The 26,096-nt window shown below is 66.7% G+C and carries 27 protein-coding genes; 8 read left to right on the top strand and 19 right to left on the bottom strand.

Going from position 1 to position 26,096, the window contains the following annotated elements; genetic code table 11:
- Positions 1-31: 31 nt before the first annotated feature.
- Positions 32-1,009, bottom strand: coding sequence for a DMT family transporter (locus tag FHR21_RS12155; RefSeq protein ID WP_184098631.1), 978 nt, complete (start codon positions 1,007-1,009; stop codon positions 32-34).
- A gap of 59 nt (positions 1,010-1,068) precedes the next feature.
- On the opposite strand from FHR21_RS12155, the gene murA reads away from it, so the two are divergent.
- Positions 1,069-2,352, top strand: a complete 1,284-nt coding sequence (gene murA, locus FHR21_RS12150) for a UDP-N-acetylglucosamine 1-carboxyvinyltransferase (RefSeq protein WP_184098629.1) — start codon at positions 1,069-1,071, stop codon at positions 2,350-2,352.
- 19 nt (positions 2,353-2,371) lie between these two features.
- On the opposite strand, the gene FHR21_RS12145 is transcribed toward murA, so the two are convergent.
- The 12 genes from FHR21_RS12145 to FHR21_RS12090 all read right to left on the bottom strand — a co-directional run bounded on the left by FHR21_RS12145 (position 2,372) and on the right by FHR21_RS12090 (position 13,703).
- Positions 2,372-3,325 (bottom strand): DMT family transporter, encoded by a 954-nt coding sequence (locus FHR21_RS12145; RefSeq protein ID WP_184098626.1) that lies wholly within the window; start codon positions 3,323-3,325, stop codon positions 2,372-2,374.
- Positions 3,322-4,332 (bottom strand): threonine aldolase family protein, encoded by a 1,011-nt coding sequence (locus FHR21_RS12140; RefSeq protein WP_184098624.1) that lies wholly within the window; start codon positions 4,330-4,332, stop codon positions 3,322-3,324. The genes FHR21_RS12145 and FHR21_RS12140 overlap by 4 nt, the downstream gene beginning before the upstream one ends.
- A 49-nt stretch (positions 4,333-4,381) precedes the next feature.
- A complete protein-coding gene (locus FHR21_RS12135) occupies positions 4,382-5,098 on the bottom strand; it encodes a hypothetical protein (RefSeq protein WP_184098622.1) in 717 nt (238 codons plus the stop codon).
- Between the two features lie 58 nt (positions 5,099-5,156).
- Positions 5,157-5,378: a hypothetical protein gene (locus tag FHR21_RS12130; RefSeq protein ID WP_184098621.1), complete on the bottom strand. Its 222-nt coding sequence runs from the start codon at positions 5,376-5,378 to the stop codon at positions 5,157-5,159.
- 263 nt (positions 5,379-5,641) lie between these two features.
- On the bottom strand, positions 5,642-6,859 hold the full coding sequence (locus FHR21_RS12125) for an argininosuccinate synthase (protein WP_184098618.1): 1,218 nt from the start codon (positions 6,857-6,859) through the stop codon (positions 5,642-5,644).
- Between the two features lie 178 nt (positions 6,860-7,037).
- Positions 7,038-8,195: a pyridoxal phosphate-dependent aminotransferase gene (locus tag FHR21_RS12120; protein WP_420825285.1), complete on the bottom strand. Its 1,158-nt coding sequence runs from the start codon at positions 8,193-8,195 to the stop codon at positions 7,038-7,040.
- 134 nt (positions 8,196-8,329) lie between these two features.
- Entirely contained in the window at positions 8,330-8,611 is a 282-nt protein-coding gene (locus FHR21_RS12115) for an addiction module antidote protein (protein ID WP_221235147.1), read from the bottom strand.
- Complete coding sequence (locus FHR21_RS12110; RefSeq protein ID WP_184098614.1) at positions 8,611-8,904, bottom strand: type II toxin-antitoxin system RelE/ParE family toxin; 294 nt, start codon at positions 8,902-8,904, stop codon at positions 8,611-8,613. The genes FHR21_RS12115 and FHR21_RS12110 overlap by 1 nt, the downstream gene beginning before the upstream one ends.
- A 62-nt stretch (positions 8,905-8,966) precedes the next feature.
- Positions 8,967-10,208, bottom strand: coding sequence for an SAM-dependent methyltransferase (locus FHR21_RS12105; protein WP_184098612.1), 1,242 nt, complete (start codon positions 10,206-10,208; stop codon positions 8,967-8,969).
- Positions 10,209-10,228: 20 nt separating this feature from the next.
- A complete protein-coding gene (locus FHR21_RS12100) occupies positions 10,229-10,999 on the bottom strand; it encodes a molybdopterin-dependent oxidoreductase (protein WP_184098611.1) in 771 nt (256 codons plus the stop codon).
- On the bottom strand, positions 10,996-11,850 hold the full coding sequence (locus tag FHR21_RS12095) for a cytochrome b/b6 domain-containing protein (RefSeq protein ID WP_184098609.1): 855 nt from the start codon (positions 11,848-11,850) through the stop codon (positions 10,996-10,998). The genes FHR21_RS12100 and FHR21_RS12095 overlap by 4 nt, the downstream gene beginning before the upstream one ends.
- Positions 11,851-11,996: 146 nt before the next feature.
- The gene (locus FHR21_RS12090; protein WP_184098607.1) at positions 11,997-13,703 is read right to left on the bottom strand and encodes a class I adenylate-forming enzyme family protein; all 1,707 of its coding nucleotides are present in this window, start codon (positions 13,701-13,703) and stop codon (positions 11,997-11,999) included.
- A gap of 74 nt (positions 13,704-13,777) precedes the next feature.
- Between FHR21_RS12090 and lgt the strand changes: the two genes are divergently transcribed.
- From lgt to FHR21_RS12060, 6 genes are all read left to right on the top strand, one after another.
- The gene (gene lgt / locus FHR21_RS12085; RefSeq protein WP_184098605.1) at positions 13,778-14,650 is read left to right on the top strand and encodes a prolipoprotein diacylglyceryl transferase; all 873 of its coding nucleotides are present in this window, start codon (positions 13,778-13,780) and stop codon (positions 14,648-14,650) included.
- A gap of 25 nt (positions 14,651-14,675) precedes the next feature.
- Positions 14,676-15,713, top strand: a complete 1,038-nt coding sequence (locus FHR21_RS12080; RefSeq protein WP_184098712.1) for a class I SAM-dependent methyltransferase — start codon at positions 14,676-14,678, stop codon at positions 15,711-15,713.
- Complete coding sequence (locus FHR21_RS12075) at positions 15,710-16,228, top strand: GNAT family N-acetyltransferase (protein WP_184098603.1); 519 nt, start codon at positions 15,710-15,712, stop codon at positions 16,226-16,228. Before FHR21_RS12080 ends, FHR21_RS12075 begins: the two co-directional genes overlap by 4 nt.
- Positions 16,225-16,986 carry a peptidoglycan editing factor PgeF gene (gene pgeF / locus FHR21_RS12070; protein WP_184098601.1) on the top strand — a complete coding sequence of 254 codons (762 nt, stop codon included), beginning with the start codon at positions 16,225-16,227 and terminating at the stop codon, positions 16,984-16,986. Before FHR21_RS12075 ends, pgeF begins: the two co-directional genes overlap by 4 nt.
- Before the next feature lie 300 nt (positions 16,987-17,286).
- A complete protein-coding gene (locus FHR21_RS12065; RefSeq protein ID WP_184098599.1) occupies positions 17,287-18,570 on the top strand; it encodes an MFS transporter in 1,284 nt (427 codons plus the stop codon).
- A 69-nt stretch (positions 18,571-18,639) separates the two neighbouring features.
- Positions 18,640-19,962 (top strand): cystathionine gamma-synthase family protein, encoded by a 1,323-nt coding sequence (locus FHR21_RS12060; RefSeq protein WP_184098597.1) that lies wholly within the window; start codon positions 18,640-18,642, stop codon positions 19,960-19,962.
- Between the two features lie 34 nt (positions 19,963-19,996).
- Here FHR21_RS12060 and FHR21_RS12055 read toward each other — a convergent pair whose 3' ends face one another.
- The 5 genes from FHR21_RS12055 to FHR21_RS21060 form a co-directional block, all read right to left on the bottom strand.
- Positions 19,997-20,173 (bottom strand): hypothetical protein, encoded by a 177-nt coding sequence (locus tag FHR21_RS12055; RefSeq protein ID WP_184098595.1) that lies wholly within the window; start codon positions 20,171-20,173, stop codon positions 19,997-19,999.
- 7 nt (positions 20,174-20,180) lie between these two features.
- Positions 20,181-20,720 carry a flavin reductase family protein gene (locus FHR21_RS12050; RefSeq protein WP_184098593.1) on the bottom strand — a complete coding sequence of 180 codons (540 nt, stop codon included), beginning with the start codon at positions 20,718-20,720 and terminating at the stop codon, positions 20,181-20,183.
- Between the two features lie 109 nt (positions 20,721-20,829).
- A complete protein-coding gene (locus FHR21_RS12045) occupies positions 20,830-21,189 on the bottom strand; it encodes a hypothetical protein (protein ID WP_184098591.1) in 360 nt (119 codons plus the stop codon).
- On the bottom strand, positions 21,186-22,319 hold the full coding sequence (locus FHR21_RS12040) for a class I SAM-dependent methyltransferase (protein ID WP_221235146.1): 1,134 nt from the start codon (positions 22,317-22,319) through the stop codon (positions 21,186-21,188). The genes FHR21_RS12045 and FHR21_RS12040 overlap by 4 nt, the downstream gene beginning before the upstream one ends.
- A 115-nt stretch (positions 22,320-22,434) precedes the next feature.
- On the bottom strand, positions 22,435-23,214 hold the full coding sequence (locus FHR21_RS21060) for a GntR family transcriptional regulator (protein WP_184098587.1): 780 nt from the start codon (positions 23,212-23,214) through the stop codon (positions 22,435-22,437).
- Between the two features lie 294 nt (positions 23,215-23,508).
- Between FHR21_RS21060 and FHR21_RS12030 the strand changes: the two genes are divergently transcribed.
- On the top strand, positions 23,509-24,927 hold the full coding sequence (locus FHR21_RS12030; protein ID WP_184098585.1) for an FAD-dependent oxidoreductase: 1,419 nt from the start codon (positions 23,509-23,511) through the stop codon (positions 24,925-24,927).
- A gap of 135 nt (positions 24,928-25,062) precedes the next feature.
- Here the strand turns inward: FHR21_RS12030 and FHR21_RS12025 are convergent, their stop codons facing one another.
- Positions 25,063-26,091: an acyl-CoA dehydrogenase family protein gene (locus FHR21_RS12025; protein WP_184098583.1), complete on the bottom strand. Its 1,029-nt coding sequence runs from the start codon at positions 26,089-26,091 to the stop codon at positions 25,063-25,065.
- Between the last annotated feature and the right edge of the window lie 5 nt (positions 26,092-26,096).

Genomic DNA, 26,096 nt, shown 5'->3' with positions numbered 1-26,096 from the left:
TCGAGCGAGAAGAAGGGCAAATTCAAGGTTCTCAACGCTCGCGCGGTACGACCGCGGGCGCCCCCGTGACCGGCGCCTGCACGCTCCGCCCCGCGATGACGATGCCCGCGACGACGAGCGCCAGCCCGACGACATGGAAGCGATAGAGTTTTTCGCCGAGGAACAGCATGGCGAGCCCGGCGCCCATCAGCGGCATGACGTTCATATATTGCCCCGTCGCCGCCGATCCGATCAGTTCGACGCCGCGATTGAAGAAAAGATAGGCAATGAACGACGGAAAGATCGCGACATAGGCGATCGCCAGCAGGCTTTCGTTCGCCATGGCGATGTGGCGGCCGCGCGCGAGTTCGACCGCATAGACGGGCGCGACCACCGCCAGCCCCGCGACGATCGACACGGCGAGGAAGCTGAGCGAATGCACCGCCGGCCTGCGGCGGAGCAGCACCGAATAGAAGGCCCACAGCAACACCGCTGCCGCGATCACCGCGTCGCCCCGGTTGAGCTCCAGCCCCAGCAGGACGCCGGGGTCCCCGCGCGACACGACGGTCAGCACCCCCGCCAGCGAAATCACCACGCCGACGATCTGGCGCAGCCCCGTCCGGTCCTTCATCATCAGCGCACCGATCATCAGGATCAGCGCGGGCTGCGCCGATTGCAGCAGCATCGAATTGAGCGCGGTCGTCGTCGTCAGCCCGGTATAGAGCATGGTGCCGAACGCGCCGATGCCCAGCGCGCCGAGCAGCAGCAGGATCGGCCAATGGCTTCGCAGCACCCGCCAGTCGCGCCGCAAATGCGGCCAGGCGAGCGGCAGCAGCAGCGCCAGCGCGATCGCCCAGCGCCAGAAGGCCAGCGCCACGGGCGGCACCAGATCGCGCGCCGCGCGACCGACGATCGAATTGCCGGCCCAGAACAGCGCGGTCATGGTCAGCAGCAGATAGGGCCGCGACCATAGCGCCCCGATTCCGCCCACCGCTTGCCGCCCCGTCATTCCATCCCGTCGCTCGCTCATCGCCTCTCTCTGTCCGCCTGCCCGCTTGCGTGCAAGCTCGCATCCGCTAAAGACGCTCAATGGATCAGATCGTCGTTCGCGGCGGCCAGCGATTGAAGGGCCGTATCCCCATCTCGGGCGCCAAGAATGCGGCGCTCACCCTGCTCCCCTGCGCGCTGCTCACCGACGAGCCGCTGACCTTGCGCAACCTGCCGCGGCTCGCCGACGTCGACGGCTTCGGGCATCTGCTCAACCAGCTCGGCTGTTCGACGACGATCGAAGGCTCGCGGCCGGAGGATTTCGGCCGGGTGATGACGGCGCGCGCGACCACCCTGACCTCGACCGTCGCGCCCTATGACATCGTGCGCAAGATGCGCGCGTCGATCCTCGTCCTCGGCCCGCTGCTGGCGCGCGCGGGCGAGGCGACGGTCAGCTTGCCCGGCGGCTGCGCGATCGGCAACCGGCCGATCGACCTGCACCTGAAGGCGCTCGAAGCCTTCGGCGCCGAGATCGAGCTCGCTTCGGGTTATGTGAAAGCCAGCGCGCCGGGCGGGCGGCTCGCCGGCGGCAAGTTCACCTTTCCCGTCGTGTCGGTCGGCGCGACCGAAAATGCCGTGATGGCGGCGGTACTCGCCAAGGGGACCTGCGTGCTCGAAAATGCGGCGCGCGAGCCCGAGATCGTCGACCTGTGCAACTGCCTGGTCGCGATGGGGGCACAGATCGACGGCATCGGCAGCGAAACGCTGACCATCGAGGGCGTCGACCGGCTGCACGGCGCGACCTATCGCGTGATGGCCGACCGCATCGAGGCGGGCAGCTATGCCTGCGCCGCGGTGATCACCGAAGGCGACGTCGAGTTGGTCGGCGCAAAGGCGGCCGAGATGGAGGCGACGCTCGCCGCGCTGCGCGAAGCGGGCGCGACGGTCGAAGAGGTCAAAGGCGGCATCCGCGTCGCCATGTCGGGCCGCGCCCAGCCGGTCACGCTGTCGACATCGCCCTACCCCGGCTTCGCGACCGACATGCAGGCGCAGTTCATGGCGATGGCGACCCTCGGCACCGGCGCATCGCTGTTTACCGAGACCATCTTCGAGAATCGCTACATGCACGTTCCCGAACTCGCGCGCATGGGCTGCGACATCGACGTGCGCGGGCGAAGCGCAGTGGTGCGCGGGGTCGACGCCCTCGTCGGCGCGCCGGTGATGGCAACCGACCTGCGCGCCTCGATGAGTCTCATCATCGCCGGTCTCGCGGCGCGCGGCGAGACGCAGGTCAACCGCGTCTATCACCTCGACCGCGGCTATGAACGGCTCGAGGAGAAATTGCAGGCGGTCGGCGCCGATATCGAGCGGATCAGCGCGGGCTAGGCCGGATCGCCAGTCCGTCCTAATCCTCGACCGGCACCGACACCATATTGCCGCTGAGCGAAGGCCGTTCCGGCCGCTTCGCGACCGCGATCACCAGCCCGACGAGCGTGACCGCGCCGCCGATGATCGACAGCGGCGCCCAGCGATAGGCCTCGAACACGGTCGAAAAGCCCATCGCGATGATCGGGATCAGCACGCTCGACCACGCCGCCTGCCCCGGACCGACGGCGCGGATGACGCCGAAATAGAGCGGGAAGGTCACCGCGCTCGCGATCACGCCGAGATAGAGGACGCCGGCCAGATAGACGAAGCGCGTCTCGATCACCGGCGGCCCGGTGGTGATCCAGGCATAGGCGCCGTCGGCAAGCGCGCCGAACAGCATCGCCCAGGCGATCATCACCGTCATCGACTGCGCGCGGGCGAAGCGCGTTCCCTGCATGACGTTGGCGATCGAGGCGCTCAGCACGCCGGCCAGCGTGAAGGCGGTTCCGGTGACGACTGCCGCCGGGCCGAGCGCCGCCGCGCGATATTCGTGGACGATCATCATCGCGACGCCGACGATCGCGATCCCCGCCCCTGCCAGAAAGCGCCGCTCGAGCGGGGTCTTCAGAAAGGCGCGCCCGAACAGCGTGTTGGGAACGATCAGCAGCGCGAACAGCACCGCGACCAGTCCCGACGTGATATGCTGTTCGGCGCGATAGACGAAATTGAAGTTGAAGGTGAATTGCGCGATGCCGAGCAGCGCCGCAAAGCCCAGCGCGCGCGCATCGGGCACCAGCTTTTCGCGCCGCAGCACGGCAAAGACGAACATCGCCGCCGCCGCCGCCGTGAAGCGATAGGTCACCGACCAGCTCGGCGGCACGACGCCCAACTGCCCGGTGATGACAATCCAGGTCGACCCCCAGATCATCGTCACCAGCGCAAAGGGAAACAGGACGCGCGGGCTGAGCAGCGTCGGCTGGGCGTCGGTCATAGCGCGGCGATCGCGGCGGCGAGCGGCGCGACGGCGTCCGCGTCCTGATCCCAGCTCACGACCAGCCGCGCCGCGCCCTCGCCCCAGTCGTAGAAATCGAATCCCGCCCCGCGCAGCCGCGCCGCCTCCTCGGCAGCGAGCCGCACGAACAGCTCGTTCGCCTCCACCGGATGGAGCAGCCGGTCGCCGCACGCCAACGCCAGCGCCGCGGCGCCGGCGTTGGCGGCGCGGGCGTTGGCGAGCCAGAGATCGTCCGCCAGCATCGCGCGGATCTGCGCCGCGACGAAGCGCCCCTTGCTGAGCAGATGGCCGCCACGCTTCCTGAGCTCGCGCACGCCGGCACCGCCGCTGCCGCCGAAGAAGAGAATCGCCTCGGCCATCATCGCGCCATTCTTGGTGAAACCGAAGGACAGCGCATCGACCCCGGCGCGCCAGGTCACATCGGCGGGCGCGCAGCCGAGGAAGGCGACGGCATTCGCGAAGCGTGCGCCGTCCATGTGCAGCTTCAACCCTTCGGCCCGGGCGATTTCACCGATCGCGCCAATCTCGTCCGCACGCCACGACAGGCCATATTCGGTTGCGTTGGTGATGCTGATCGCCGCCGGCTGCACCTGATGCACATCCTTGCGGATGCCGGCGAGGCGGGCCGTCAGCGCCTCGGCATCGATCTTCGCGCCGCCGCCCGGCAGCGTCATCAGCTTGGCGCCGCCCGAATAGAAGGTCGGCGCGCCGCATTCGTCGACCTCGATATGCGCTTCCTCGTGACACAGGATGCCCTGCCACGGCCGCGCGAAATGGGCGAGGATGATGCTGTTCGCGGCGGTGCCGGTCGGAATCCACACCGCTTCGCAATCCGTCTCGAACAGGCCCGAAAAGGCGGCGTCGAGCGAGCGGCTGAGCGCGTCGCCGTCATAGGCGGTGTCGACACGATTTGCGGCGACCATCGCTTCCATCACGGCGGGATGCACGGTGGCGGCATTATCGGAAAAGAAACGGGTCGCGGTCATGAGCCGCCCTTAGAAGCTGTTTCGATCGGATGGAAGCGGTGCCGATCCTTCATGTCGATCCGCTGCCCGCCGGGCCGTCGTCGCCCTCGGGCGCATGACCACGGGCGAGGCTCGCGCCACCGGCGACGCCCAGGCCGCCCGCCATCCCCATGCCGCCGCCCATTCCGCCGCCTCCCCCGCCACCGCGGCCACCGCCGCCGCCTTCGCTGCCGCGCCCGCCGCCCTTGCCGCCGCTGCTCGCCGGCCGGGTCGGGCCCTGCGCCGGAATGACGATGTCGGACGGGATCGGCGCGAGGTCGAGCGCCCGGCGGATGAAGTCGCGCAGCGCGACCACCAGTCCGTGCATATGCACCGGCCGCCCCTCGACCAGTTCCTGCGCGGCGCGGGTCGCGAGCCGGACATGCTCTTCGGTGCCGAGCAGGATGATATCGGACAGCGCCGCCTCGACGGCGTCGCGAATGCGGCGCGGGCGGTCGGATTCATTGTCTCCGGGCGAGCCGGGGTCCGCCTCGACAGCGGCGCGGCGCAGGTCGCGCAGGTGGCGCGGATCGACCGCCAGATTGCCGGTGAAGGAGCCGCCGAGCGCCTTGTAGGCCGCGATCAATAGGCGCAGCCGCTCGTTGATCTGGCGATTCATCCGCTCGCGGCGCTGCTGGATCGTCATCATGACGATCAGCCGGATGCCGACGCCGATCAACGTGACGAGCGCCAGCCCGATCAGCGTCGCGCCGATGCTCTGCCACGAGGAGAAATCCAGATTGCGCATGACCGACTCGCCCTTCCGCCGGGAAGCGGGAAGGCCGGTCTAGACGCTCATGGGCACCCTACGCCACTCGTTTCCCGTCGAGGCGCGGTGGATTTTGCGCACGGGCCTTGCGATAGATCCAGGTTCCGAAGGTCCGCGAGCGGCGCGCATAATAGCCGCCGGGCAGGATCACCCGCGTGCGCAGCCCGTGACGATCCATCAGCTTGCCGATGCGGGGAAACAGAAGGAAGCACGGCTGCCATTCATAGGCCTCTGAGGCCGGAGGGGATGATGTCTGCATAGCCACCCATCTTCGGTTGACGGCAACCCCACCCTGTTCTGGTGATATATTACCGCGTTAGAACCATTTTGGTAGCAAAATTACGTTACACTGTCACGACAGCCCGCCGCGCACGCACGGCAAGGGAACGCTGATTTTCAACGACTTGTCCTATCGAGGTTGCAGGAACGCGGCGAGTCGAGGCTCGGTCGGGCGAGCGCCCGAGCCTCTTTCGCCCCCGAAAGGTTAACGGAGGAGCCGTGCCCGGTCCCGAGTCGCCGCGCTCAGCGATCGCGCCGCGCGAGCAGCTTCAGGCGCAGAGCATTGAGCTTGATGAAGCCCGCCGCATCCTTCTGGTCATAGGCGCCGGCGTCATCCTCGAAGGTCACGTGGCGTTCGCTGTACAGGCTGTGCGGCGACTTGCGGCCGACGACATGGGCGCTGCCCTTGTAGAGCTTCAAACGCACCGTGCCGCTGACCTTTGCCTGGCTGTGGTCGATCGCCGCCTGCAGCATCTCGCGCTCCGGCGCGAACCAGAAGCCGTTGTAGATGAGCTCGGCATATTTCGGCATCAGCTCATCCTTGAGGTGCGCGGCGCCGCGGTCGAGGGTGATGCTTTCGATCCCGCGGTGCGCGCGAGCATAGATTTCGCCGCCCGGTGTCTCGTACATGCCGCGCGACTTCATGCCGACGAAGCGATTCTCGACGAGGTCGAGGCGGCCGATCCCATGCTTGCGGCCGAGGTCGTTGAGCGCCGCGAGCAGCGTCGCGGGCGACATCGTCTGCCCGTTCAGCGCGACGCCGTCACCGCGCTCGAAATCGATGGTGATATATTCGGGGGCGTCGGGCGCATCCTCGGGGTTCACCGTGCGCGAATAGACATAGTCGGGGGTTTCTTCCCACGGATCCTCGAGCACCTTGCCCTCCGACGAGGTGTGGAGGAGGTTGGCGTCGGTGCTGAACGGGCTTTCACCGCGCTTGTCCTTGGGCACCGGAATCTGGTTCTTCTCGGCGAAGTCGATCAGCGCGGTGCGGCTGGTCAGGTCCCATTCGCGCCACGGCGCGATGACCTTGATGTCGGGATTGAGCGCATAGCAGGACAGCTCGAAACGCACCTGGTCGTTGCCCTTGCCGGTCGCACCGTGCGCGACCGCGTCGGCGCCGGTTTCCTTCGCAATCTCGACCAGCCGCTTCGAGATCAGCGGCCGCGCGATCGAGGTGCCGAGCAGGTAATCGCCCTCGTAGCGGGCATTGGCGCGCATCATCGGAAAGACGAAATCGCGGACGAATTCCTCGCGCAGGTCGTCGATATAGATATGATTCGGTGCGATCCCCATCAGCTCGGCCTTGGCGCGCGCGGGCTCCAGCTCCTCGCCCTGCCCGAGGTCGGCGGTGAAGGTCACCACCTCGCAGCCGTAGGTCGCCTGCAGCCATTTCAGGATGACGCTGGTGTCGAGCCCTCCCGAATAGGCAAGGACGACGCGCTTGATGGACTCGGACATGGGGGCACCTTCTGGCGGGAGACGACGCGGGCGCGGCTAGCAGGCCAGCCCGCGCGGCGCAACGGCCTGATCGCGCAAAAGCAGCGGCGAGCGCGGGAAGAGAAGACGCGATATGCGATGAAGACCGACCCAATGCGGTGTTGCAGGACGGCCCCTTATTCGGGGCCTGCCACCGATATCACGCATCCATGGGGTAATTGGCCGCGAACCACGCTTCCAGCCGCGCGCAGGCCTCGCGCGCCAGGTCCGTGCTCACGGCATAGCTGAAGCGGATGAAGCGCGCGCCGCGTTCGGGGTCGAAATCGAGCCCCGGCGCGGTGGCGACGCCGGTGTCCTCGAGCAGCCGCTTGCACAGGGCCAGGCTGTCGTCGGTCAGATGGGCGATCGAGGCATAGATATAGAAAGCGCCGTCCGACGGCGCGATGTCGGTGATGCCGATGCGGGCGAGGCAATCGATCAGCAGTTCGCGGTTGCGGCGATACATGGCGACGCGCGCGTCGAGTTCGTCCTCGCAGTCGAAGGCCGCCAGCGCCGCCTGCTGGCTGAGCGCGGGCGGCGACAGGAACAGATTGCCGATCCGCGCGCGCGCTTCGGCGACCAGACCGGGCGGGCAGACGATCCAGCCGAGCCGCCAGCCGGGCATGCCGTAATATTTGGAGAAGCTGTTGATGACGAAGGCATCGGGGTCATATTGCAGCATGCTGTGCGTTTCGGCGCCATAGCTGAGCCGGTGATAGATTTCGTCGGAGATGATGCGGACGCCGCGCTCGCGGCAGGCGGCGGCGAGGTCGGCCAGCTCGGCGGGCGGGATGATCGTGCCGGTGGGATTGGCGGGGCTGGCGACGATCAGGCCGTCGGGCGCAGGATCGGCCGCGCGGATATGGCGCGCGTGGATCTGGAAGCGGTCGTTCGCGCCGCATTCGACCTCCACCGGGACCATATGCACGGCGCGCAGCGAATTGCGATAGGCGACATAGCCGGGCCGCGCGGTCATCACCCGGCTGCCCGCCGCGAAACCGGTCAGCAGCGCGAGGACGAGCGCGGGCGAGGCACCGCAGGTCAGCAGGATTCGCTGCGGATCGAGATCGACACCGTATTGATCGTCATAATGGCGCGCGATGCGTTGGCGCAGCGGCACGCTTTCCCAATAGCCCATGTCGGGTTCGCCCAGCGCGGCGCGCGCCACCGCGACCGCCCCCGCCGGCGCCCCATCGGAAGGCTGGCCAAACTCCATATGGATCACCGAGCGGCCTTCGGCGCGCAATTTGCGCGCGAGGTGACTGATCTCGATGGCCCGGAACGGTGCGATGCCCTGCGACAGGGGCGAGTTGGTCATGGTGCGATCCCACGATGGCGACAGAAACGAAGGGGTGAACCCCCGGCCCGGCCTTAGGACGGGGCGGCTAGAAAGGGAATCGGGATTGCGGGGCCGGCGAGAGCAGAGGGAGCTATCGGTAAGCGGCCCCTTCCCTATGCCGCCAGCGAAAGGCGAAGCCCCAGCGCTCTCGTCACCCTGACCAGCGTGTCCAGCGTCGGATTCCCCTTGTCGCCCAGCGCCTTGTAGAGCGCCTCGCGCGTCAGGCCGGTTTCCTTGGCGAGCAGCGTCATCCCGTGCGAGCGGGCGATGGTCTTCAGCGCCTCGCGGATTTCCTCGCTGGTGCCATCCTCCAGATAGGCATCGAGATAGGCAGCGATATCCTCCGGGGTGTTGAGATAATCGGCGGCATCCCAAGGTTTCGTTTCAATCGCCATCATTCGACCTCCTTCGCCAGAGCCTTCGCACGGGCAATGTCCTTCCCCTGTGAACTTTTGTCCCCGCCACAGAGCAAGAGCAGAATCCGATCGCCTCGCCTTGTGAAATAGACCCGGTAGCCCCGGCCAAAGGTGAAGCGCAGTTCGCTCACGCCGCCGCCAACCGGCTTGGCATCGCCCATGTTGCCCGCACCCAGACGGCCGATCCGTTTCAGGATTCGGGCACGCGCCGCAACATCGCGAAGTCCGGCCATCCATTGATCGAATATGTCGGTGCGCCGAATCTCGATCATATGTGATCCATAGATTACGAATTGGAGATTGTCAACTATAGATCACATTGGCGGTGCGATGACTACCACCCGCCATAATCCCGCTCCGCCGCCGCCATATAGTCCCGCGTCAACGGCAGCGCGTGGCGGCTTCGGACGAACTGGATCTGGTAATTGCCCATGCCGCCGCTCTCGAACGCCGCGGTCGCGCCGGCGAGGTAGAAGGTCCACATGCGGAAGAAGCGCTCGTCCATCATCCGGGTGATCTCGTCGCGGTGCGCGACCGTGCGGGCGTACCATTGGCGCAGCGTCCGCGCATAATGGAGCCGCAGCGTCTCGACATCGGTCACGATCAGCCGGCTCTTCTCACTCGCCGCCACCGTTTCGCTGAGCGCCGGGATATAGCCGCCGGGGAAGATATATTTGCGGGTGAAGGCGTCGGTCGACCCCGGTTTGCCGAAGCGGCCGATCGTGTGGAGCAGCATCACCCCGTCGGCGGTCATCAGGTTCGCGCAGGCGCGGAAGAAGGTGTCGTAATTATGCGCGCCGACATGCTCGAACATGCCGACCGACACGATGCGGTCGAAGCGCCCCGCGTCGCGCAGCGCAAGGTCGCGATAGTCGATGAGTTCGAAGGTCACGCGGTCGGCGAGTCCGGCCTGCGCCGCGCGCGCCTGCGCCAGCGCGAACTGTTCCTCGGACAGGGTGATGCCGTGGACGGTGACGTCGGCGAGTTTTGCCAGCGTGATCGCCATGCCGCCCCAGCCGCAGCCGATGTCGAGCACCCGCTGGCCCGGCGCGAGCGCGAGCTTGGCCGCGATATGCGCCTTCTTCGCCGCCTGCGCCTCCTCCAGCGTCATGTCCTCGCGCGGCCAGTAGGCGCAGCTATATTGCAGGTCGCTGTCGAGGAAGAGGCGGTAGAGGTCGTTGCCGATGTCGTAGTGATGCGCGACGTTCGCGCGCGAGCGGCCACGACGGTTGATCGAATCGATACGCGTCCTGATCCAGTCCGCCGCCTCGCCGGCGATGCTGCGATCCTTCAGCTTGCTGCCGCGATCCCATAGCGTGTTCATGCGGAAAAGCTGGATCAGTTCCATGATGTCGCCGCGCTCGATTCGCAGGTCGCCGTCCATGAAGGCCTCGGCCGCGCCGAGCCGCGGGTCGAGGATGACCCGACGCATCGCCTTGCCGCTGACGAAGCGGACAACGACCTCGGGAAAACCGGGTGCCGGGGTGCCGAAATCTTCCTCGCTGCCGTCGGGGGCGAAGATGGTCAGCCGGCCCCGGCGGACGACGCGCGACAGAAAGGGATGGAGAATGGACATGGGGGCGACCTCCTCATTTTTTATATTCCCGCATACCATTCATAGTCCACGCGATCCTCCCAGTAACCCCCCTTCCCCGCACCGATGCCGTCGAGGCTTGCCACCGCCTCGATTCCGGTCAGATATTTGGCGTGCTTGTACCCCAGTTGCCGCTCGATCCGCAGGCGTAGCGGCGCGCCGTTGGCGATCGGCAGCAGCCGGCGGTTGAGCGACCAGGCGAGGACGGTCTGCGGGTGAAGGGCATCGACGAGGTCGCAGCTTTCATAATAGTCGGCGTCGCCGATGCGATCGGCGCAGCGGAAGACGATGTAGCGCGCGCCGTCCTTCAGCCCCGCCGCAGCGAGCACATGGCGAAGCGGCACCCCGGTCCATTCGCCGATCGCGCTCCACCCCTCGACGCAATCGTGGCGGGTGATCTGGCTGCGCTGCGGCATCGCGCGGATATCGGCCAGCGACAGCGACAGCGGCCGCGCGACCAGCCCCGTCACCGCGACGCGCCAGTCGGCGAAGCCGCGCGCGGCGTGCGCGGCATAGGCCTTGCCGGCGGGCAGGCGCGTCCCGTTGGGGCGGAAGACGGGCGAAATGTCGGCGCGGGTGAACTCGCGCGCCAGCGCGTCGCGGTCGGTCAGCGCGCGCTGGCTCGCAAAGTGCATCTTTTCGCCGAGCGACAGGATTTTTCGCATCGGCGGCGCCTCGTTGATCGCGTCGCAGGCCGACAGCAGGGGCAGTGACAGGGCCAGCCCCCCGGCGCGCGCGATCAGCCGGCGGCGCGGCAGGATGAGGTCGCTCATGCGTCGCCCTCCTTTCCGGGCGGCAGGCGGAACCAGCCGGTCACCATCGCGCGCAGTTCGTTCACCGGCCCCGCGAGCAGCACCATGACGATATGGACGAGGAAGAAGAGGACAAGGAGCCACGCCGCGATGAAATGGATCGAACGCGCCGACTGCCGCCCGCCCAGCAGGTCGACGAGCCATGGCGCGGTCGCGTTGAAGCCCGGCGACATGGCGAGCCCGGTCGCGATCATCAGCGGCAGCAGAAGGAAGATCACGCCGATATAGCTCAATTTCTGGAGGATATTGTAGCGCGCCGCCGCCTCCCCCGCCGGGAAGCGCAGCCGGGCATGATCCCGGATGTCCTGCCAGATGTGCCGCGGCGCCCATTCGCCGCGCCGGACGTGCAGGTCCTTCGCCAGATGCCCGCCGAGCACCGTCCAGAGCATGTAGAGCGTCAGCGCGATCGCGAGCAGCCACGCGAAGGTCAAATGCCAGCGCCGCCCGTCGGCGAGGCTGTAGCGGGTCGGGATCGTCGCCCAGCCGGGAAAGGCCCATGTCTGCTGGACGCCGCGGCGGTCGGTCCAGCGCCCGAGCACCCCGGTCGTCTCGACCCGCAGCGACCCGACACGCAGGAATCCGGTCTCGCGCGTCGCCCCGATCTCGAGCCAGGCCGGATCGTGGTTCGCGCCCGCCTGTCCCCAATAGAGGCGCGGGTGGGCATTGAAGATCATCAGCCCGCTCATCAGGAGAACAAGCAGGGTGACGGCATTGACCCAGTGCCAGAGCCGCGTCGGCAGCCGGTGGCGATAGATGCGGGTCGGCTGAATCCGATTGACGGGCTGGTCGGATGAGGCAGAAGCGTTCGGCATGTCTCGCGCTGCCATGATCCGTTCGCTCCCTATCCGCCGTAAAATCCGTTCGCCCTGAGCCTGTCGAAGGGCTGTTCTTCCTTCTTGCGTCGTTCAAAAAGGACGGGGCTTCGACAGGCTCAGCACGAACGGATCATAAAATTGCCTCAGGCCGCAAGCTCCGCCGCATATTCGTCGCGATAGCGGCTGCGCAGGCTGACCTTGTCGATCTTTTCGCTGCCCAGCTTGGGGAGCGGCGCGTCGGCCAGCCAGATCTTCGCCGGCACCTTGAAGGGCGCGAGATGTTCGCTCAGGAAAGTGGCGAGCAAGGTCGCGTCGGTCTTGCTGTCCGGCGTCAGCCACACCGCCGCGCCGACGACTTCGCCCAGCCGCTCGTCGGGCAGGCCGAACACCGCGCATTCCTGGACGTCGGGATGGGCGTAGATCGCCGCCTCGACCTCGGGGCAACTGATATTCTCACCGCCGCGGATGATGATGTCCTTCTTGCGGTCGACGATGAACAGATATTCGTCCTCGTCGAGATAGCCGAGGTCGCCGGTGCGGAAATAGCCGTTGGCGAAGAAGGCGGCCTTCGTCGCTTCGGGATTGTTCCAATAGCCCTCGAAATTGCAGATCGAGCGGATGCACACCTCGCCCACCTGCCCCTGCGGCAGCGGTTCGCCGCGGTCGTCGAGAATCGCGAGGTCGACGAGCGGCTTCGACGCGGGACCCGTCGACATCGGCTTGGCGAGGTAGTTCTCGTTGATGATGCCGCAGCCGACCGCGTTGGTTTCGGTGAGGCCATAGCCGAGCAGCGGCTTGCCCTCGCCCATTTCGGTCGCGAGGCGCTTCACATGTTCGGGCGGGCGCGGCGAGCCGCCGCCGGCGTAGCTCTTGCACGTCGACAGATCATATTTCGACCGGTTCGGATGGACGAGAATCTCATAGCTCATCAGCGGCACGCCGACGAAATAATTGACCTGCTCGTCCTGGATCAGCCGCATCGCCTCTTCGGCGTTCCATTTCGGCATCAGGACCAGCTTGCGCCCGAGCGCGAAGCTCTGGAGAAACACCGGGATTTCCGCGGTGACGTGGAACAGCGGCGTGCAGATCAGCGTCGCGGGCTGGATGTCCGACATCTGCCCGTCCTCGGTCAGCAGATGGACGATGCTCGCGGTCTGGGTGACATAGTTGAAGATCGCCTGCACCACCGCGCGGTGGCGCGACCAGGCCCCCTTCGACTGGCCGGTCGAGCCCGAGGTGAAGAGGATGGTCGCGAGGTCGTCGCCGGTCAGAGACGGCAGCACCGTCGCGTCGCTGCCCCCCGCATCGGTGATCGGCGCGATCGCCTCGTCGATCGGACGCGTGATGTCGAGCGTGACGACCTGTGCGCCATGTTCGGTGCAGGCGAGCCGTTCGGCGCGCTGCGGGTCGGCGAGGACCAGCTTCGCCTCGCTGTCGGCGATTCCCGCCGCGAGTTCGGCGCCCTGCCACCAGCCGTTGAGCAGGGTCGCGCAGCCGCCCGCCATCAGGACGCCGAGATAGGTGACACACCAGGCGTTGGCGTTGCGCATCGCGATGGCGACCCGGTCGCCGCGCTCGACGCCATATCCCTCGATCAGCCCCGCCGCCACCTTGCGCGCCGCGGCCCAGGTCTGCGCGAAGCTCAGCCGCTCATTACCCTCGACCAGAAAGGTCGCGTCGCCGTGCTGGGCGCTGAAGAAGGCGATATAGTCGGTCAGGTTGGTCGGCGCATTGGAGATATAGGGCAGTGTACGGCCATCCTGTTCGATGGTCCCGACCTCGATCGGCCCTCCGGGTCCGGTGATCAGCTTGTAAGCGGCGTCCAGGCGCAAATCGAGCGCGGATGGCATCCTATCTCTCCTCTTGGTCTCGCTTGCCTTACCCCCTATGGGGAAGGCCTCTCCTGGGGAAGGGCCGAGACAATATGTTTCTTTTTGCAACCTTAGCCGATGCGACGCAATATCTGAACTTTCAAGACCTGATGGGCGACCATAGCGAAATCGCGTTCAGCGTCTTCGGCCTGCCCATCCGCTGGTATGCGCTCGCCTATCTGGCGGGAATCTTCGTCGGTTACTGGTATCTGCTGAAGCTGATCGCGCAGCCCGGCGCCCCGATGGCGCGCCGCCACGCCGACGACATGGTCTTCTATGCGATGCTCGGCATCATCGTCGGCGGGCGCATCGGCTATGTCCTCTTCTACAATCTCGGCAATTACCTCCGCCATCCGATCGAGATCTTCAAGCTCTGGGACGGCGGCATGTCGCTGCACGGCGGAGTCGTCGGCGTGCTGCTCGCCATCTGGTACGTGACGCGCAAGGAAAAGCTGAATTTCCTGCGCTTCTGCGACTATATCGCCTGCGTCGTGCCCTTCGGCCTCTTCTTCGGCCGCCTCGCCAATTTCGTGAACGGCGAGCTGTGGGGCCGGCCGACGACCGTGCCCTGGGCGATCATCTTCCCGCGCGCCGGCGACCTGCCGCGCCACCCGAGCCAGCTCTACGAGGCGGGGCTGGAGGGCATTCTCATGTTCGCGATCCTCGCCTTTTTCTTCTGGCGCACCGACGCGCGATACAAGCCGGGTTTCCTCTTCGGCCTCGCCGCGATCCTCTATGGCCTCAGCCGCTTCAGCCTTGAGTTCGTGCGCGAACCCGACGTCCAGCTCGGCACGCTGTCGTGGGGGCTGACCATGGGGCAGACGCTGACCGTCCCGATGCTGATCGCGGGAGTGTGGCTGGTCATGACCGCCAAGGGCCGCCGCCAACGCGTCGAGCCGATCGCTGGGAAAGACAGCGTTGCCTGACGGCCCGCCGACGCCTGCCGAACTGATGTTGCAGATCGCGAGCGCGCGGGCGATGACGGTCGCCGATTATATGGCGGCCGCCAACGCGCATTATTATGCGACGCGCGATCCGCTGGGCGCCGCCGGCGATTTCACCACCGCGCCCGAGATCAGCCAGATGTTCGGCGAGATGGTCGGCGTCTGGATCGCCGATCTGTGGCTGCGCGCGGGCAAGCCCGCCTTTCGCTATATCGAGCTCGGCCCCGGGCGCGGCACGCTGGCGCTCGATGCGCTGCGCGCGATGGCGCGCTTCGGCGCCATGCCGCAGGGCATCCACCTGATCGAGACCAGCCCGGCGCTGCGCGCGGCGCAGGCGGCGCGGATCCCCGCCGCCGTCCATCATGCCGACATTGCCGACCTGCCCGCCGACGTCGCGCCGATCATCGTCGCCAATGAATTTTTCGACGCGCTGCCGATCCACCAATATGTGCGGACGGCGAAGGGCTGGCGCGAGCGCGTCGTGGTGCGCGATCAGGACACGCTGGCCGCCGCGGCGGGCGACACCCCCGCCGCCGAGGCGGTTCCGCCCGCGCTCCGTCATCAGCCCGTCGGCACCATCGTCGAGACCGCACCCGCCGCGGCCGCGATCATGCAGGGCTGCGCTTTTCGCCTGTCGCGTCACGGGGGCGCGCTGCTCGCGATCGACTATGGCTATAGCGGCCCCGCCGCAGGCGACACGCTGCAGGCGGTGAAGGCGCATCGCTTCGCCGATCCCTTCGCGCAGCCGGGTGAGGCCGATCTGACCGCGCATGTCGATTTCGCCGCGCTCGCCTTTGCCGCGCGCAACGCCGGGGCGCTCGTCGCGGGGCCGGTCGGCCAGGGCGACTGGCTGCGGCGACTGGGCATCGACGCGCGGCTGACCGCGCTCGCCGCCGCCGCGCCGGACCGCGCCGACGAACTGACGGGGCAGCGCGACCGGCTGGTCGAGCCCGCGGCGATGGGCGACCTGTTCAAGGTCATGGCGATCCACGCTTCGGGCTGGCCGCGCCCCGAGGGCTTCGCCGAACCGGGAGACTCCGCATGACCACCGTCGAACCGGCCACCGCCGCCGATGCCGAGGCGCTGTCGGCCTTTGCCGAAGCGTCGTTCGTCGACACCTTCGGGCATATCTATGACCCCGCCGACCTCGCGGCCTTCCTCGCCGGCTGGAACCCGCCGGAGCGGATCGCGGCGCAGATCGCCGATCCCGATTGGACGGTCGCGCTGGTCCGCGGTGCGGGCGGCGCGATCCTGGGCTTCGTCAAGCTCGGCCCGATCGATTTCGCCCTGCCCCCCGGCCAGCCGTCCGACGACGCGACCGAGCTGCACCAGCTCTATGTCGGCGCGGCGGCAAAGGGCACCGGGGTCGCCGCGGCGCTGATCGAATGGGGCATTGCCTGGGCGCGCGAGCGGGCGTCGATCCTCTATCTGTCGGTGTTCACCGAAAACCCCCGCGCGCAGGCCTTTTATCGCCGCTATGGCTTCGTCGACGTCGGCCGCAACGCCTTTCGCGTCGGCGACCATATCGACGAGGACCGCATCTGGAGGCTCGACCTGTGACCCCGCCCTTCACCACCGCGGCGCCGCTGGACGGCGTGCCGCACGGATTCTTCGGGCGCCGCGGCGGCGTGTCGGCGGGCGAACTCGCGTCGCTCAACTGCGGCCTCGGCTCGGGCGACGATCCGGCGCTGATCGCCGAGAACCGCCGCCGCGCCGCCGACGCGGTGCTGCCCGGCGCGGCGCTCGCCGGCGTGTATCAGGTGCACGGCAGGCGCTGCGTCACGGTGGACGCGGCGACCGACCTCGCGGCGCGGCCCGAGGCCGACGCGCTGGCGACGCGCACCCCCGGCATCCTGCTCGGCATCCTGACCGCTGACTGCGTTCCCGTCCTCTTCGCCGACCGTGAGGCGGGCGTTGTCGCCGCCGCCCATGCCGGGTGGAAGGGCGCGATCGCGGGCATCACCGACGCGACGCTGGATGCGATGGAAGGTCTCGGCGCGCGGCGCGGCGCGATCGCCGCCGCGATCGGCCCGTGCATCGGCCGCGCCTCCTATGAGGTCGACGCGGGTTTCGTGGAGCGCTTCGTCGCCGACGATCCCGCCAACGAACGCTTCTTCGCCGCCGGGCGCCCCGGCCACGCGATGTTCGACATCGCCGCCTATGTCGCTGCGCGCCTCGCCGCGGCGGGGGTCACGCGCATCGCCATCGGCGGGCAGGACACCTGCGCCGAGGCGGGGGACTATTACAGCTACCGCCGCGCCTGCCTGCGGGGCGAGAATGGTTATGGCCGGCAAGTGTCGGTGATCGGGTTGGGCTAGGACCGGGGATGGTGGCACAGTTTGAAAGCAGGAGCGTGGTTCTCCTTTCTTCGTCACCCCGGACTTGATCCGGGGTCCCGCTTTTCGGGCATCGCTGAGCGGGACCCCGGATCAAGTCCGGGGTGACGAGGCAGGGGATGGCCCCTTCCAAATCCAAACTGAGGCACCACCCGAACGGGCGGCCGATTGCATCCGGCCCCAATCCTCGCCATTCAAAGCGAGAATCCAGCGAACCGGCGTCGGAACTGGATTCCCGCTTTCGCGGGAATGACAAAAAAGAGGGTGAAAGGGGAGAAGCGGATGAAGGCGCTGGCGATACCGCGCAAACGGCTGCTGTCGATCATCGGCGGATCTGCGGGCAATCTGGTCGAATGGTACGACTGGTTCGCCTATGCCGCCTTCGCCATCTATTTCGCGCCGGTCTTTTTCCCCGAGGCCGATCCGACCGCGCAGCTTCTGAGCGCCGCGACCATCTTTGCCGTCGGCTTCGTGATGCGGCCGATCGGCGCCTGGGCGATGGGGCGCTTTGCCGACACGCGCGGGCGCAAGGCGGGGCTGACGCTGTCGGTCGCGCTGATGTTCGGCGGTTCGCTGTTGATCGCCGTGGCGCCGACCTATGCGCAGGCGGGGCTCGCCGGTCCCGCGATCCTGGTCGCCGCGCGCATCTTTCAGGGCCTGTCGCTCGGCGGCGAATATGGCGCGAGCGCGACCTATCTGTCCGAAATGGCGCCGCGCGCGCATCGCGGCTTCTGGGCCAGCTTTCAATATCTGACCCTGATCGGCGGCCAGCTTTGCGCGATCTTCGTCGCGATCCTGCTGCAGGCCGTGCTGACCGAGGCACAGCTCACCGCCTGGGGCTGGCGCATTCCCTTCGTGATCGGCGCGCTGCTCGCGCTCGGCGTCTATCTGCTCCGCCGCGGCCTCGCCGAGACGCCGTCGTTCGAGAATCAGGCGGCCACCCGCCCGCTCTCGACCGCGAAGCTGCTGTGGCGCGAGCATCGGCGCGAGAGCATCCTCGTCGGCCTGCTGTCGGCCGGCGGCGGGATCGGCGCCTATACCTACATCAGCTATATGCAGAAATATCTGTTCAACAGCGTCGGCTTCGACAAGGCGACCGCGACCAACATCATCGCGGTCGCGCTGCTGTGGTTCGCGGCGATGCAGCCGATCTTCGGCGCGCTCGCCGACCGCTTCGGGCGCAAGCCGATGCTGCTGCTGTTCGGCATCGGCGGCGCCATCGCCGCGGTGCCGACCTTCCTGACGCTGGAACGCGTCACCTCGCCCGTCGTGGCGACCTTGGTGATCCTGGTCCCGATCACGCTGCAGAGCGGCTATACCGCGAACAATGCGCTGGTGAAGGCGGAGCTGTTTCCCGCCCATATCCGCGGGCTGGGGGTCGCGCTGCCCTATGCGATCGGCAATGCGATCTTCGGCGGCACGGTCGAGATGGTCGCGCTGTGGCTCAAGGGTCAGGGGGTCGAGCATCTTTTCTATGTCTATGTCGCGCTGGTCATCGGGATGGCAGGCGTCGCGACGCTGCTGCTGCCCGAAACCCGGGAACGGAGCCTGATCCTCGAGGATTGATGGCGGGGTGACCGGCAACGAAAAGCGCGCTAGTTGCAACGGAAACCATCGACCCGCAGGAGTCCCCCCATGCCCATCGACAACGACGCCCTCACCGGTGCCCCCGCCCGCCGCAAGCCCAAGGCCGACGTCACCGAGATCGGCGGCCATCCGCTGTCGCCCTCGACGCTGATGATGGGATATGGCTATGACCCGATGCTGTCCGAGGGCTCGCTGAAGCCGCCGGTGTTCCTGACCTCGACCTTCGCCTTCGAAAGCGCCGCCGCGGGCAAGCGCCATTTCGAGGGCATCACCGGCAAGCGCCCCGGCGGGGCCGAGGGTCTCGTCTATTCGCGCTTCAACGGCCCGAACCAGGAAATCCTCGAGGCGCGGCTGGGCGTCTGGGAAAAGGCGGAGGACGCGCTCGTCTTCTCCTCCGGCATGTCGGCGATCGCGACGCTGCTCCTTGCGCACGTCAACATGAACGACGTCATCGTCCATTCGGGGCCGCTCTATGCCGCGACCGAGACGCTGATCGCGCGCATCCTGTCGCGCTTCGGCGCCGCCTATGTCGATTTTCCCGCCGAAGCCTCGCGCGCCGACATGGACGCGATCCTAGCCCGCGCGAAGGAACTGGCGGCGAAGCAGGGCGGCAAGGTCGCGATGGTCTATCTCGAAAGCCCCGCGAACCCCACCAACGCGCTCGTCGACGTGCAGGCGATGCGCGCCGCGGTCGACGCCGCCTTCGCCGAGGACGTCCGCCCGCCGATCGCCATCGACAACACCTTCCTCGGCCCGCTGTGGTCCGCGCCGCTCCAGCACGGCGCCGACATCGTGCTCTACAGCCTGACCAAATATGCCGGCGGCCACAGCGATCTCGTCGCCGGCGGCGTGCTCGGCGCGAAGCATTGGCTCGGTCCGATCCGCATGATGCGCAACACCATCGGCACCATCTGCGACCCCAATACCGCCTGGATGCTGCTGCGCAGCCTCGAGACGGTCGAGCTGCGCATGAGCCGCGCGGGCGAGAATGCCGCCAAGGTCTGCGCCTTCCTGAAGCAGCATCCGAAGGTCGAGGGGCTCGGCTATCTCGGCTTTCTGAAGGAAGGGGCGCAGAAGGATATCTTCGAGCGCCACTGCACCGGCGCCGGATCGACCTTTTCGCTGTTCATCAAGGGCGGCGAGGCGGAGAGCTTCCGCTTTCTCGACGCGCTGAAGATCGCGAAGCTCGCGGTCAGCCTCGGCGGCACCGAGACGCTCGCCAGCCACCCCGCCGCGATGACCCATCTGTCGGTCCCTGACGAGCGCAAGAAGGCGCTCGGCATCACCGACAATCTGGTCCGCGTGTCGATCGGCATCGAGAATGCCGACGACCTGATCGCCGATTTCGACCAGGCGCTGGCGGCGGTTTGATACGAGGGCGGGACGCTGATCGCTTTCGACCGGTTCACGATATTCTGCGTCTCATAACCTTGTCATTCCCGCAGACCCGGGCACATCCGGGCTCGGCCACGCGGGCCTTCATGGATGGCTGATAAAGCCCGCCCTCGATCTTGTCCGCCAGCCGGTCGGCGATGCCGACAAGCGCCCGGCGCTCCAGTTCCTCGCGCCGATATTGCCGCACCTTGGCATTAAGCGCCGGGAAGCGGAGCGATGCGATGAAAGCGGCCTTCGTAATAGGTGAGCGGGGCGCGATCCGGAGCCTGACGCGCTTCGACGACATGCCAGATGAAAATGATGTGATCGCCGGCTTCGAGATGATGGTAGCGCAGACATTCCAGATGGGCGATGCTGCCTTCGATCAGGGGGGCGCCCAACAGGCCGGGGCGGCGCGTGACGCCGTCGAACTTGTCCGGAACGGCACGCGCGAAACGCATCGCCAGTTCATTCTGCCCCTCCCCCAGGATGGAGATGGCAAAGGCCTTGCCTTCCTCGAAATGGCGACGGCTGGGGGACGTCGAGCGCAGGCTCCACAGGATCAGGGGCGGATCGAGCGACACCGATGAAAAGGAATTGACCGTCAGCGCGACGGGCTGGTCGGTCGCCGACATCGTGCTGACGATCGCGACGCCGGTGGCATAATTGCCGCATACGCGGCGCATCAGCGCCTCGTCGACCCGCGTCGGCACGCTCATCCTGTCCATCGCGTCCTGCAAATCGCATCCCTTCATCCTGCGACAATGGCTACAGGATAGCGGGACTATTCATCATGTCAACATAACAACATTATGTATTAGAGCGCTCGGATGATGGCTTGCCACGCTTCCAAAGGCCCAATCGCTAGGACGTCGGCGACGACACCATGGCCAGCAGGTCCTCATAGGGCTTCTCGTCGCGCACCGCACGCTCGGCGTCGGCGATGATGATCCGCATGACGCGTTCGATCAGTCCGCGGCGCTTCGTCGCCCGCGCCGCGGAGGCGGCGGTATCGGGCTGAAAATAGGCTATTTCCTCGTCGGTGGCGACGCCGCGCGCAACCAGGATGCGGGTCAGCATGTCCTGCTGGTCCTGCAGCACGCTGATCTCCGCGGTCAGGGCGACGATCATGTTCAGCAACCGCTCGTGATCGGCATCCTTCAGCGAGAAGGGGCGCTCGCCCTTGGCGGCTTTGGGCAGCGGCGCGCTGATAACCCTGGTCATTGTGCGTCTCCCGCTTTCCGCGCGCCATAGCCGAGCCAGATGCCTCCCTTGCGGGACAGCGAGGGCATTTCGGCCTCGAAGATCGATTCCCGGGGAAAGCCCGCGCGCACCGCCGGTTCGACAAGGTCGAGTTCCGCCAGCGTCGACCAGAAGGGTTCGTTGTTGTTCGTCGTGTCCCAGTTCCACAGAAACTGGTCGAGCGGGTCCTTGCGGCGGATCGGAACCTCGACATGCAGCATGATACCGCCGGGGCGCAGCAGCCGGTGACATTCGGCGAGCACGCGGTCGAGCGCGCCGCAGGAAAGCTCGTGCAGCAGGATATGGCTGACCACCAGGTCGAAACTCCCGTCGCCATAAGGCGCATGCTCGGCATTGGCCTGGCGGAAATGCACCGCCTTGCCCAGCGATTCGGCGCGAGCGTGGGCAAAACGCAGCGACGGCGCGGACAGGTCGATCGCATGGACCTCGGCCTCGGGATAGGCATCGACATAGGGAAGCGTCGACATGCCGACGGTACAGCCCATGTCGAGCACGCGTGTCGCCTTGAAATCCGGGAAGCGGGCTTTCAGGAAAGCGGCGCCCGTCTGGCCCTTGTCGTCGCACAGGGGGCCGTTGCCCCCCATCATGAAGACGAAGCTGCCGAGATCCGAGCGCGCGCCCGCCCACACGTCGTCCTCGGTGCGTTCGAGGAAATAGGACCCCGGAACGCAGTGAATGTCGACTTCGGACTGATAGGGCGGAATCGCGAGGTCGGGATCGAGGGTCAGCGTGCCACACGTCGCCGCCCGGGAGATCGCGCGATAGCGCTCGATCAGCTCGGGCAGTTGGCGCTCGCATACGGTGGAGGTCACATCGACATAATATTCCTGCTGGGCGCGGGCGAGAGCGCTCCACCAGCGATAGGCGGACGTGTCCGACAGAGCCTCTCCGACTTCCTGCCAATTCTCCGGCGCGCGGCCATGTTGCGCGGCCCAGGCGGGCTCCGCACGCTCGCGATAGATATGCGGCAAGGCGGATTTGATCGGATGTCCCAGCAGATGCTTGAAGGCCACCGCGAAATCGAGTCGGGCCTGTTCCGCCGCATCGGGCAGAGCGGACATGGCATGGGGAAGCGGGCGTGGTTCGGACAAGGCGGTCTCTCCTCATGGACTCGACGTTCCATTTACCACCATTAAGTCATCATGTCATTATGATATTATACAAGACGAGATGGAGGCCGGCGGTGCCGGCACCACGGCACGCGGTTCAGATGCTCAGATTGCTGGCGTTCAGTCCGGCCGACCGGGTCAGATACAGGTGATGCTCGTAATAATCGGCAAGATAATATCGGGTGCTGCGCTCGATCGGCCGCTTGTCCTCGTCGAGAAGGATCAGGCGGATACGGACCAGCGGCACGCCGACCGTGGTATCGAGGATCATGGCCTTTTGCGTGTCCGCGAGGCAGGCGCCGACCAGCGTGTCCGCCGCCGAAATCCTTACGCCATGGTCTTCGAACACCTGCAGCATGGGCTTGCGCCGAATCTCATCCGGCGTGATGCCGGGCGCCACATCCAGTGGAAGATAGGATTGCCGATAGCCGGTCGGCTTGCCGTCGAGCGTCCGCACGAAGCCGATCTCGCGGACCTTGCCTCCCTCGTCGATATCGAGGTCGCGACAGATGTCCGGATCGCCGATCACTTCGCGGATCTTCACGTCGACGACCTTCGATCGGGACGAGGCGCGCGCGACGCGGTGGATCAACTGTTCCATATCGCCGACCGTCGGCGCGCCGTTCAATTCGGATGCGACGAAGGTCCCCTTGCCCTGCACGCGCCGGACCAGCCCCTCGCTCACCAGCAGGTCCAGCGCCTTGCGCGACGTTATGCGCGATACGCCCAGCCGCTCGCACAATTCGCCTTCCGGGGGCAGCTTCGCTCCCGCCGGATAGGTACCGTCGAATATCCACCCCCGCAGAATGGAATAGACCTGATGATATCGCAGCGCCTTGATGGAGTCGCGGACGACTTCGGAGGAATTTACGGTCATTTTCGTCGCGATCCGAATTGAAGAAGAAGGGGGCTACCGTGCGGACGACACCATCATGCCGACACGACCTTTGCCGGACTATGCTGAAGCGGCCGGGGATAAGCAAGTACCGCTTAATGGTATGACGGCATATCGACATAGCTGCCTTTTCGCCCGCAGGACGCGGCGAAGGGCGCGATATTCCGTACATCGGCATCGTACAAAAACGAAATTCTCGCAGCTTGATATAATGTCATTATGACATTATGATATCCAAAACCGACCTGACTTCTCTGGTGACGGATTCCGAACAATATGACGACTGCCCATTCCACTCCGCAAGCGACGTACGATATCGTCATCGCCGGGGCCGGCCCGGCCGGCCTGACCATCGCCATTTTCGCGGCCCGGCGCGGCCGGTCGGTCTGCCTTCTGGAGAAGGCCGGCCAGGTGGGTGGCGCGCTTCTCATCAACCGCGGACAGCTCAGCGGAGCAGGAACGAAGCTTCAGGCTCAGAGGGGCATCGTCGATACCGCGCAGGACCATTATGACGATGCCATGCGGATCAGCAAGGGAACGTCGGATTCCGCCATGCTCGAACTCGCCGTGCGCCTGCAGGGGCCGTTGATCGACTGGCTGATGGATCACGGGTTCGAGATGGAAGACGATATGCCCCGCGTCATCCACGGGCATGAGGCCTACAGCATCGCGCGCACCTATTGGGGGAAGAAGGAAGGCCTTTCGATCCTCGAGGTGCTGAAGCCGATGCTCGACGAGCATGTCCGCGCGGGCCGGGTGACGTTGAAACTGGGCAGCGATGTCGACGGCCTGATCATCGAGGACGGCATCGTCTGCGGCCTGAAGGCGGGCGGAGAGTCGTTTCGCGGCCGCAATATCGTCCTTGCGACGGGCGGCTATGGTGCCAATCCGGACCTCTTCGCCCGGCTCCACCGGGGCGCAACGCTGTGGCCCGGTTCCTATCATCACGCCACCGGACGCGGGCTGGAACTCGGTCTCGGCGCCGGGGGCAGCATCGTGCATGACGAGAAATTCCTGCCGAATTTCGGCGGCGTGCTCGATCATACGCTCGGCGCACCCGACGCGCCGCGCTATCGCGCGCCGGGCGGGCTGGTCCCGCAGGACCGGCAGCCATGGGAAATCATCGTCAACCTGAACGGCGAGCGCTTCTTCGCCGAGGACAACGACAGCGCCGACACGCGTTCCGCGTTGATGATGGAACAGCCGAAATCCTGCGGATTCGTCATCTACGATCAGGCGATTCGCGAGGTGGCCCCGACCATCTTCACCTATTTCGACCGGGAAAAGGCCGCGCGCTTCTATGATCCGGACGGCAGCATCGTCACGGCGGACAGTATCGCCGCCCTCGCCGACGCTTGCGGCATCGCCGCCGCGAAGCTGGAAGAGACCGTCGCCGACTATAACCGTGCGGCCGAAACCGGTCGGGACCGGCTGGGCCGCCGCCACATGCCCCTGCCCATCGCGCAGCCGCCCTTCTATGCCCTGCCGATCGCCAGCTATACCGTGCGCGGTTTCGCGGGGCTGAAGGTCGATACCGCGTTCCATGTGCTCGACAGCGACGAAAAGCCCATAACCGGGCTTTACGCGGTGGGCGAGGTTCTGGGCAGCAACCTGTCCGGGAAAGGCGGCGTCGGAGGAATGGCGCTGTCCCCGGCGCTCGCGTTCGGCCGCTGGCTAGGAGAGCATCTCGCTTGATCCTTCGCGAAACCGGCCGGTCCTGGAGCACGAACATCTTTGATTGAAGCGCTATGAATCATCCGTGCGCCTCCGCCTTCGCGAGGACACACGCTTTTCCGTCAAAGACGATCCTGCTCCAGTGTCTGACAGACTCTAAGCCGCAGCGTCGACCGTCTCTCCGATGCCGAGCAGCGCGCGGCCATAGCCCGCCATATGGTCGTCCCAGGCGAAGGCGGCGTCGGCTGCCAGCGTCCGCAGGTCACGATAGCGGCGCTGCACCGGGTTGCTCTCCGAAAGCCCCATCGCTCCCATCTGCCGCACGAGCCGCGTGACGGCGTCCAGCGCCAGATGCGCCATATAGGCGCGGTCGCGGCGCGCATGCGCATCGTCATCCCCATCGAGACCAGCCACCAGCGCCTCGAACAGCCGGGTCGCGCAGCCCAGTTCGGCGTCGCTCTCGGCGAGGCGAGCCTGCACCTGCGTGAAGCCGGCGACCGAGGCGCCACCGATGCCGGTGATGCGCGATCGCGTCATCCGGACATAGTCCCGATACCCGCCCTCTGCACAGCCGATCAGGCTGCCGATCAGGCGGTTGCCGCCCAGCCCCCGGTCCGCGAAGACAAAGGCCGGCGCCCAGCATCCCGGCGCGACGGACAGGGCGTCGATTTCGACTCTCTGCCAGCCCACGCCGCGCAGCCCGCCCAGATAGGCGTAGGGGGTGGCCCGAACCGGCCCGGCAGGAACCAGCGCAACGCCGTCCTGGCCCGATGCATCGGCAACGCCCGTCAGCAACAGCCAGTCGGCATGGACAAGGCCGCCGACCGACGGCCAGACGCCGCGGATCGCGTCGCCCGACAGGCTCGCGCCCTCGCCGCCGCGCGCGATGACGATCAGCCCGCGCCCCACAGCGTCGCGCACGGACGCCGGGAAGCCGCCGAGCAGCCGCCGCGCTTCGCCATGTTCGGCGAGCATCCAGGCCGTCGAGGCGCAAAAGCGGCCCACGGCGCGGGTGGCCTCGAGCGCCAGGAGGGGATCGTCCAGCTCGAAAAGGCCGGCATCGCGCACCAGCGACAGTGTCGAAGCCGTCGACTCCACATCGTCGCCGGCCGACTGTGTCAGTGCCTCTGCGATGCCGTCGATGCGCAGCGACAGCGCTGCCTTGTCTTGAATAAGGTCCACCATGGGGG

It is taken from the genome of Sphingopyxis panaciterrulae (assembly GCF_014199295.1).
GTDB lineage: Bacteria > Pseudomonadota > Alphaproteobacteria > Sphingomonadales > Sphingomonadaceae > Sphingopyxis > Sphingopyxis panaciterrulae.
The sequence above is the reverse complement of the archived record's forward strand: the minus strand, read 5'-3'. Positions and strand labels throughout refer to the sequence as shown.

Bases quoted from the DNA above. Each gene is read 5' to 3' on its own strand.
- FHR21_RS12155 (WP_184098631.1), bottom strand. From the start codon at position 1,009: ATGAGCGAGCGACGGGATGGAATGACGGGGCGGCAAGCGGTGGGCGGA.
- murA (WP_184098629.1), top strand. From the start codon at position 1,069: ATGGATCAGATCGTCGTTCGCGGCGGCCAGCGATTGAAGGGCCGTATC.
- FHR21_RS12145 (WP_184098626.1), bottom strand. From the start codon at position 3,325: ATGACCGACGCCCAGCCGACGCTGCTCAGCCCGCGCGTCCTGTTTCCC.
- FHR21_RS12140 (WP_184098624.1), bottom strand. From the start codon at position 4,332: ATGACCGCGACCCGTTTCTTTTCCGATAATGCCGCCACCGTGCATCCC.
- FHR21_RS12135 (WP_184098622.1), bottom strand. From the start codon at position 5,098: ATGCGCAATCTGGATTTCTCCTCGTGGCAGAGCATCGGCGCGACGCTG.
- FHR21_RS12130 (WP_184098621.1), bottom strand. From the start codon at position 5,378: ATGCAGACATCATCCCCTCCGGCCTCAGAGGCCTATGAATGGCAGCCG.
- FHR21_RS12125 (WP_184098618.1), bottom strand. From the start codon at position 6,859: ATGTCCGAGTCCATCAAGCGCGTCGTCCTTGCCTATTCGGGAGGGCTC.
- FHR21_RS12120 (WP_420825285.1), bottom strand. From the start codon at position 8,195: ATGACCAACTCGCCCCTGTCGCAGGGCATCGCACCGTTCCGGGCCATC.
- FHR21_RS12115 (WP_221235147.1), bottom strand. From the start codon at position 8,611: ATGGCGATTGAAACGAAACCTTGGGATGCCGCCGATTATCTCAACACC.
- FHR21_RS12110 (WP_184098614.1), bottom strand. From the start codon at position 8,904: ATGATCGAGATTCGGCGCACCGACATATTCGATCAATGGATGGCCGGA.
- FHR21_RS12105 (WP_184098612.1), bottom strand. From the start codon at position 10,208: ATGTCCATTCTCCATCCCTTTCTGTCGCGCGTCGTCCGCCGGGGCCGG.
- FHR21_RS12100 (WP_184098611.1), bottom strand. From the start codon at position 10,999: ATGAGCGACCTCATCCTGCCGCGCCGCCGGCTGATCGCGCGCGCCGGG.
- FHR21_RS12095 (WP_184098609.1), bottom strand. From the start codon at position 11,850: ATGCCGAACGCTTCTGCCTCATCCGACCAGCCCGTCAATCGGATTCAG.
- FHR21_RS12090 (WP_184098607.1), bottom strand. From the start codon at position 13,703: ATGCCATCCGCGCTCGATTTGCGCCTGGACGCCGCTTACAAGCTGATC.
- lgt (WP_184098605.1), top strand. From the start codon at position 13,778: ATGTTTCTTTTTGCAACCTTAGCCGATGCGACGCAATATCTGAACTTT.
- FHR21_RS12080 (WP_184098712.1), top strand. From the start codon at position 14,676: ATGTTGCAGATCGCGAGCGCGCGGGCGATGACGGTCGCCGATTATATG.
- FHR21_RS12075 (WP_184098603.1), top strand. From the start codon at position 15,710: ATGACCACCGTCGAACCGGCCACCGCCGCCGATGCCGAGGCGCTGTCG.
- FHR21_RS12065 (WP_184098599.1), top strand. From the start codon at position 17,287: ATGAAGGCGCTGGCGATACCGCGCAAACGGCTGCTGTCGATCATCGGC.
- FHR21_RS12060 (WP_184098597.1), top strand. From the start codon at position 18,640: ATGCCCATCGACAACGACGCCCTCACCGGTGCCCCCGCCCGCCGCAAG.
- FHR21_RS12050 (WP_184098593.1), bottom strand. From the start codon at position 20,720: ATGAAGGGATGCGATTTGCAGGACGCGATGGACAGGATGAGCGTGCCG.
- FHR21_RS12045 (WP_184098591.1), bottom strand. From the start codon at position 21,189: ATGACCAGGGTTATCAGCGCGCCGCTGCCCAAAGCCGCCAAGGGCGAG.
- FHR21_RS21060 (WP_184098587.1), bottom strand. From the start codon at position 23,214: ATGACCGTAAATTCCTCCGAAGTCGTCCGCGACTCCATCAAGGCGCTG.
- FHR21_RS12030 (WP_184098585.1), top strand. From the start codon at position 23,509: ATGACGACTGCCCATTCCACTCCGCAAGCGACGTACGATATCGTCATC.
- FHR21_RS12025 (WP_184098583.1), bottom strand. From the start codon at position 26,091: ATGGTGGACCTTATTCAAGACAAGGCAGCGCTGTCGCTGCGCATCGAC.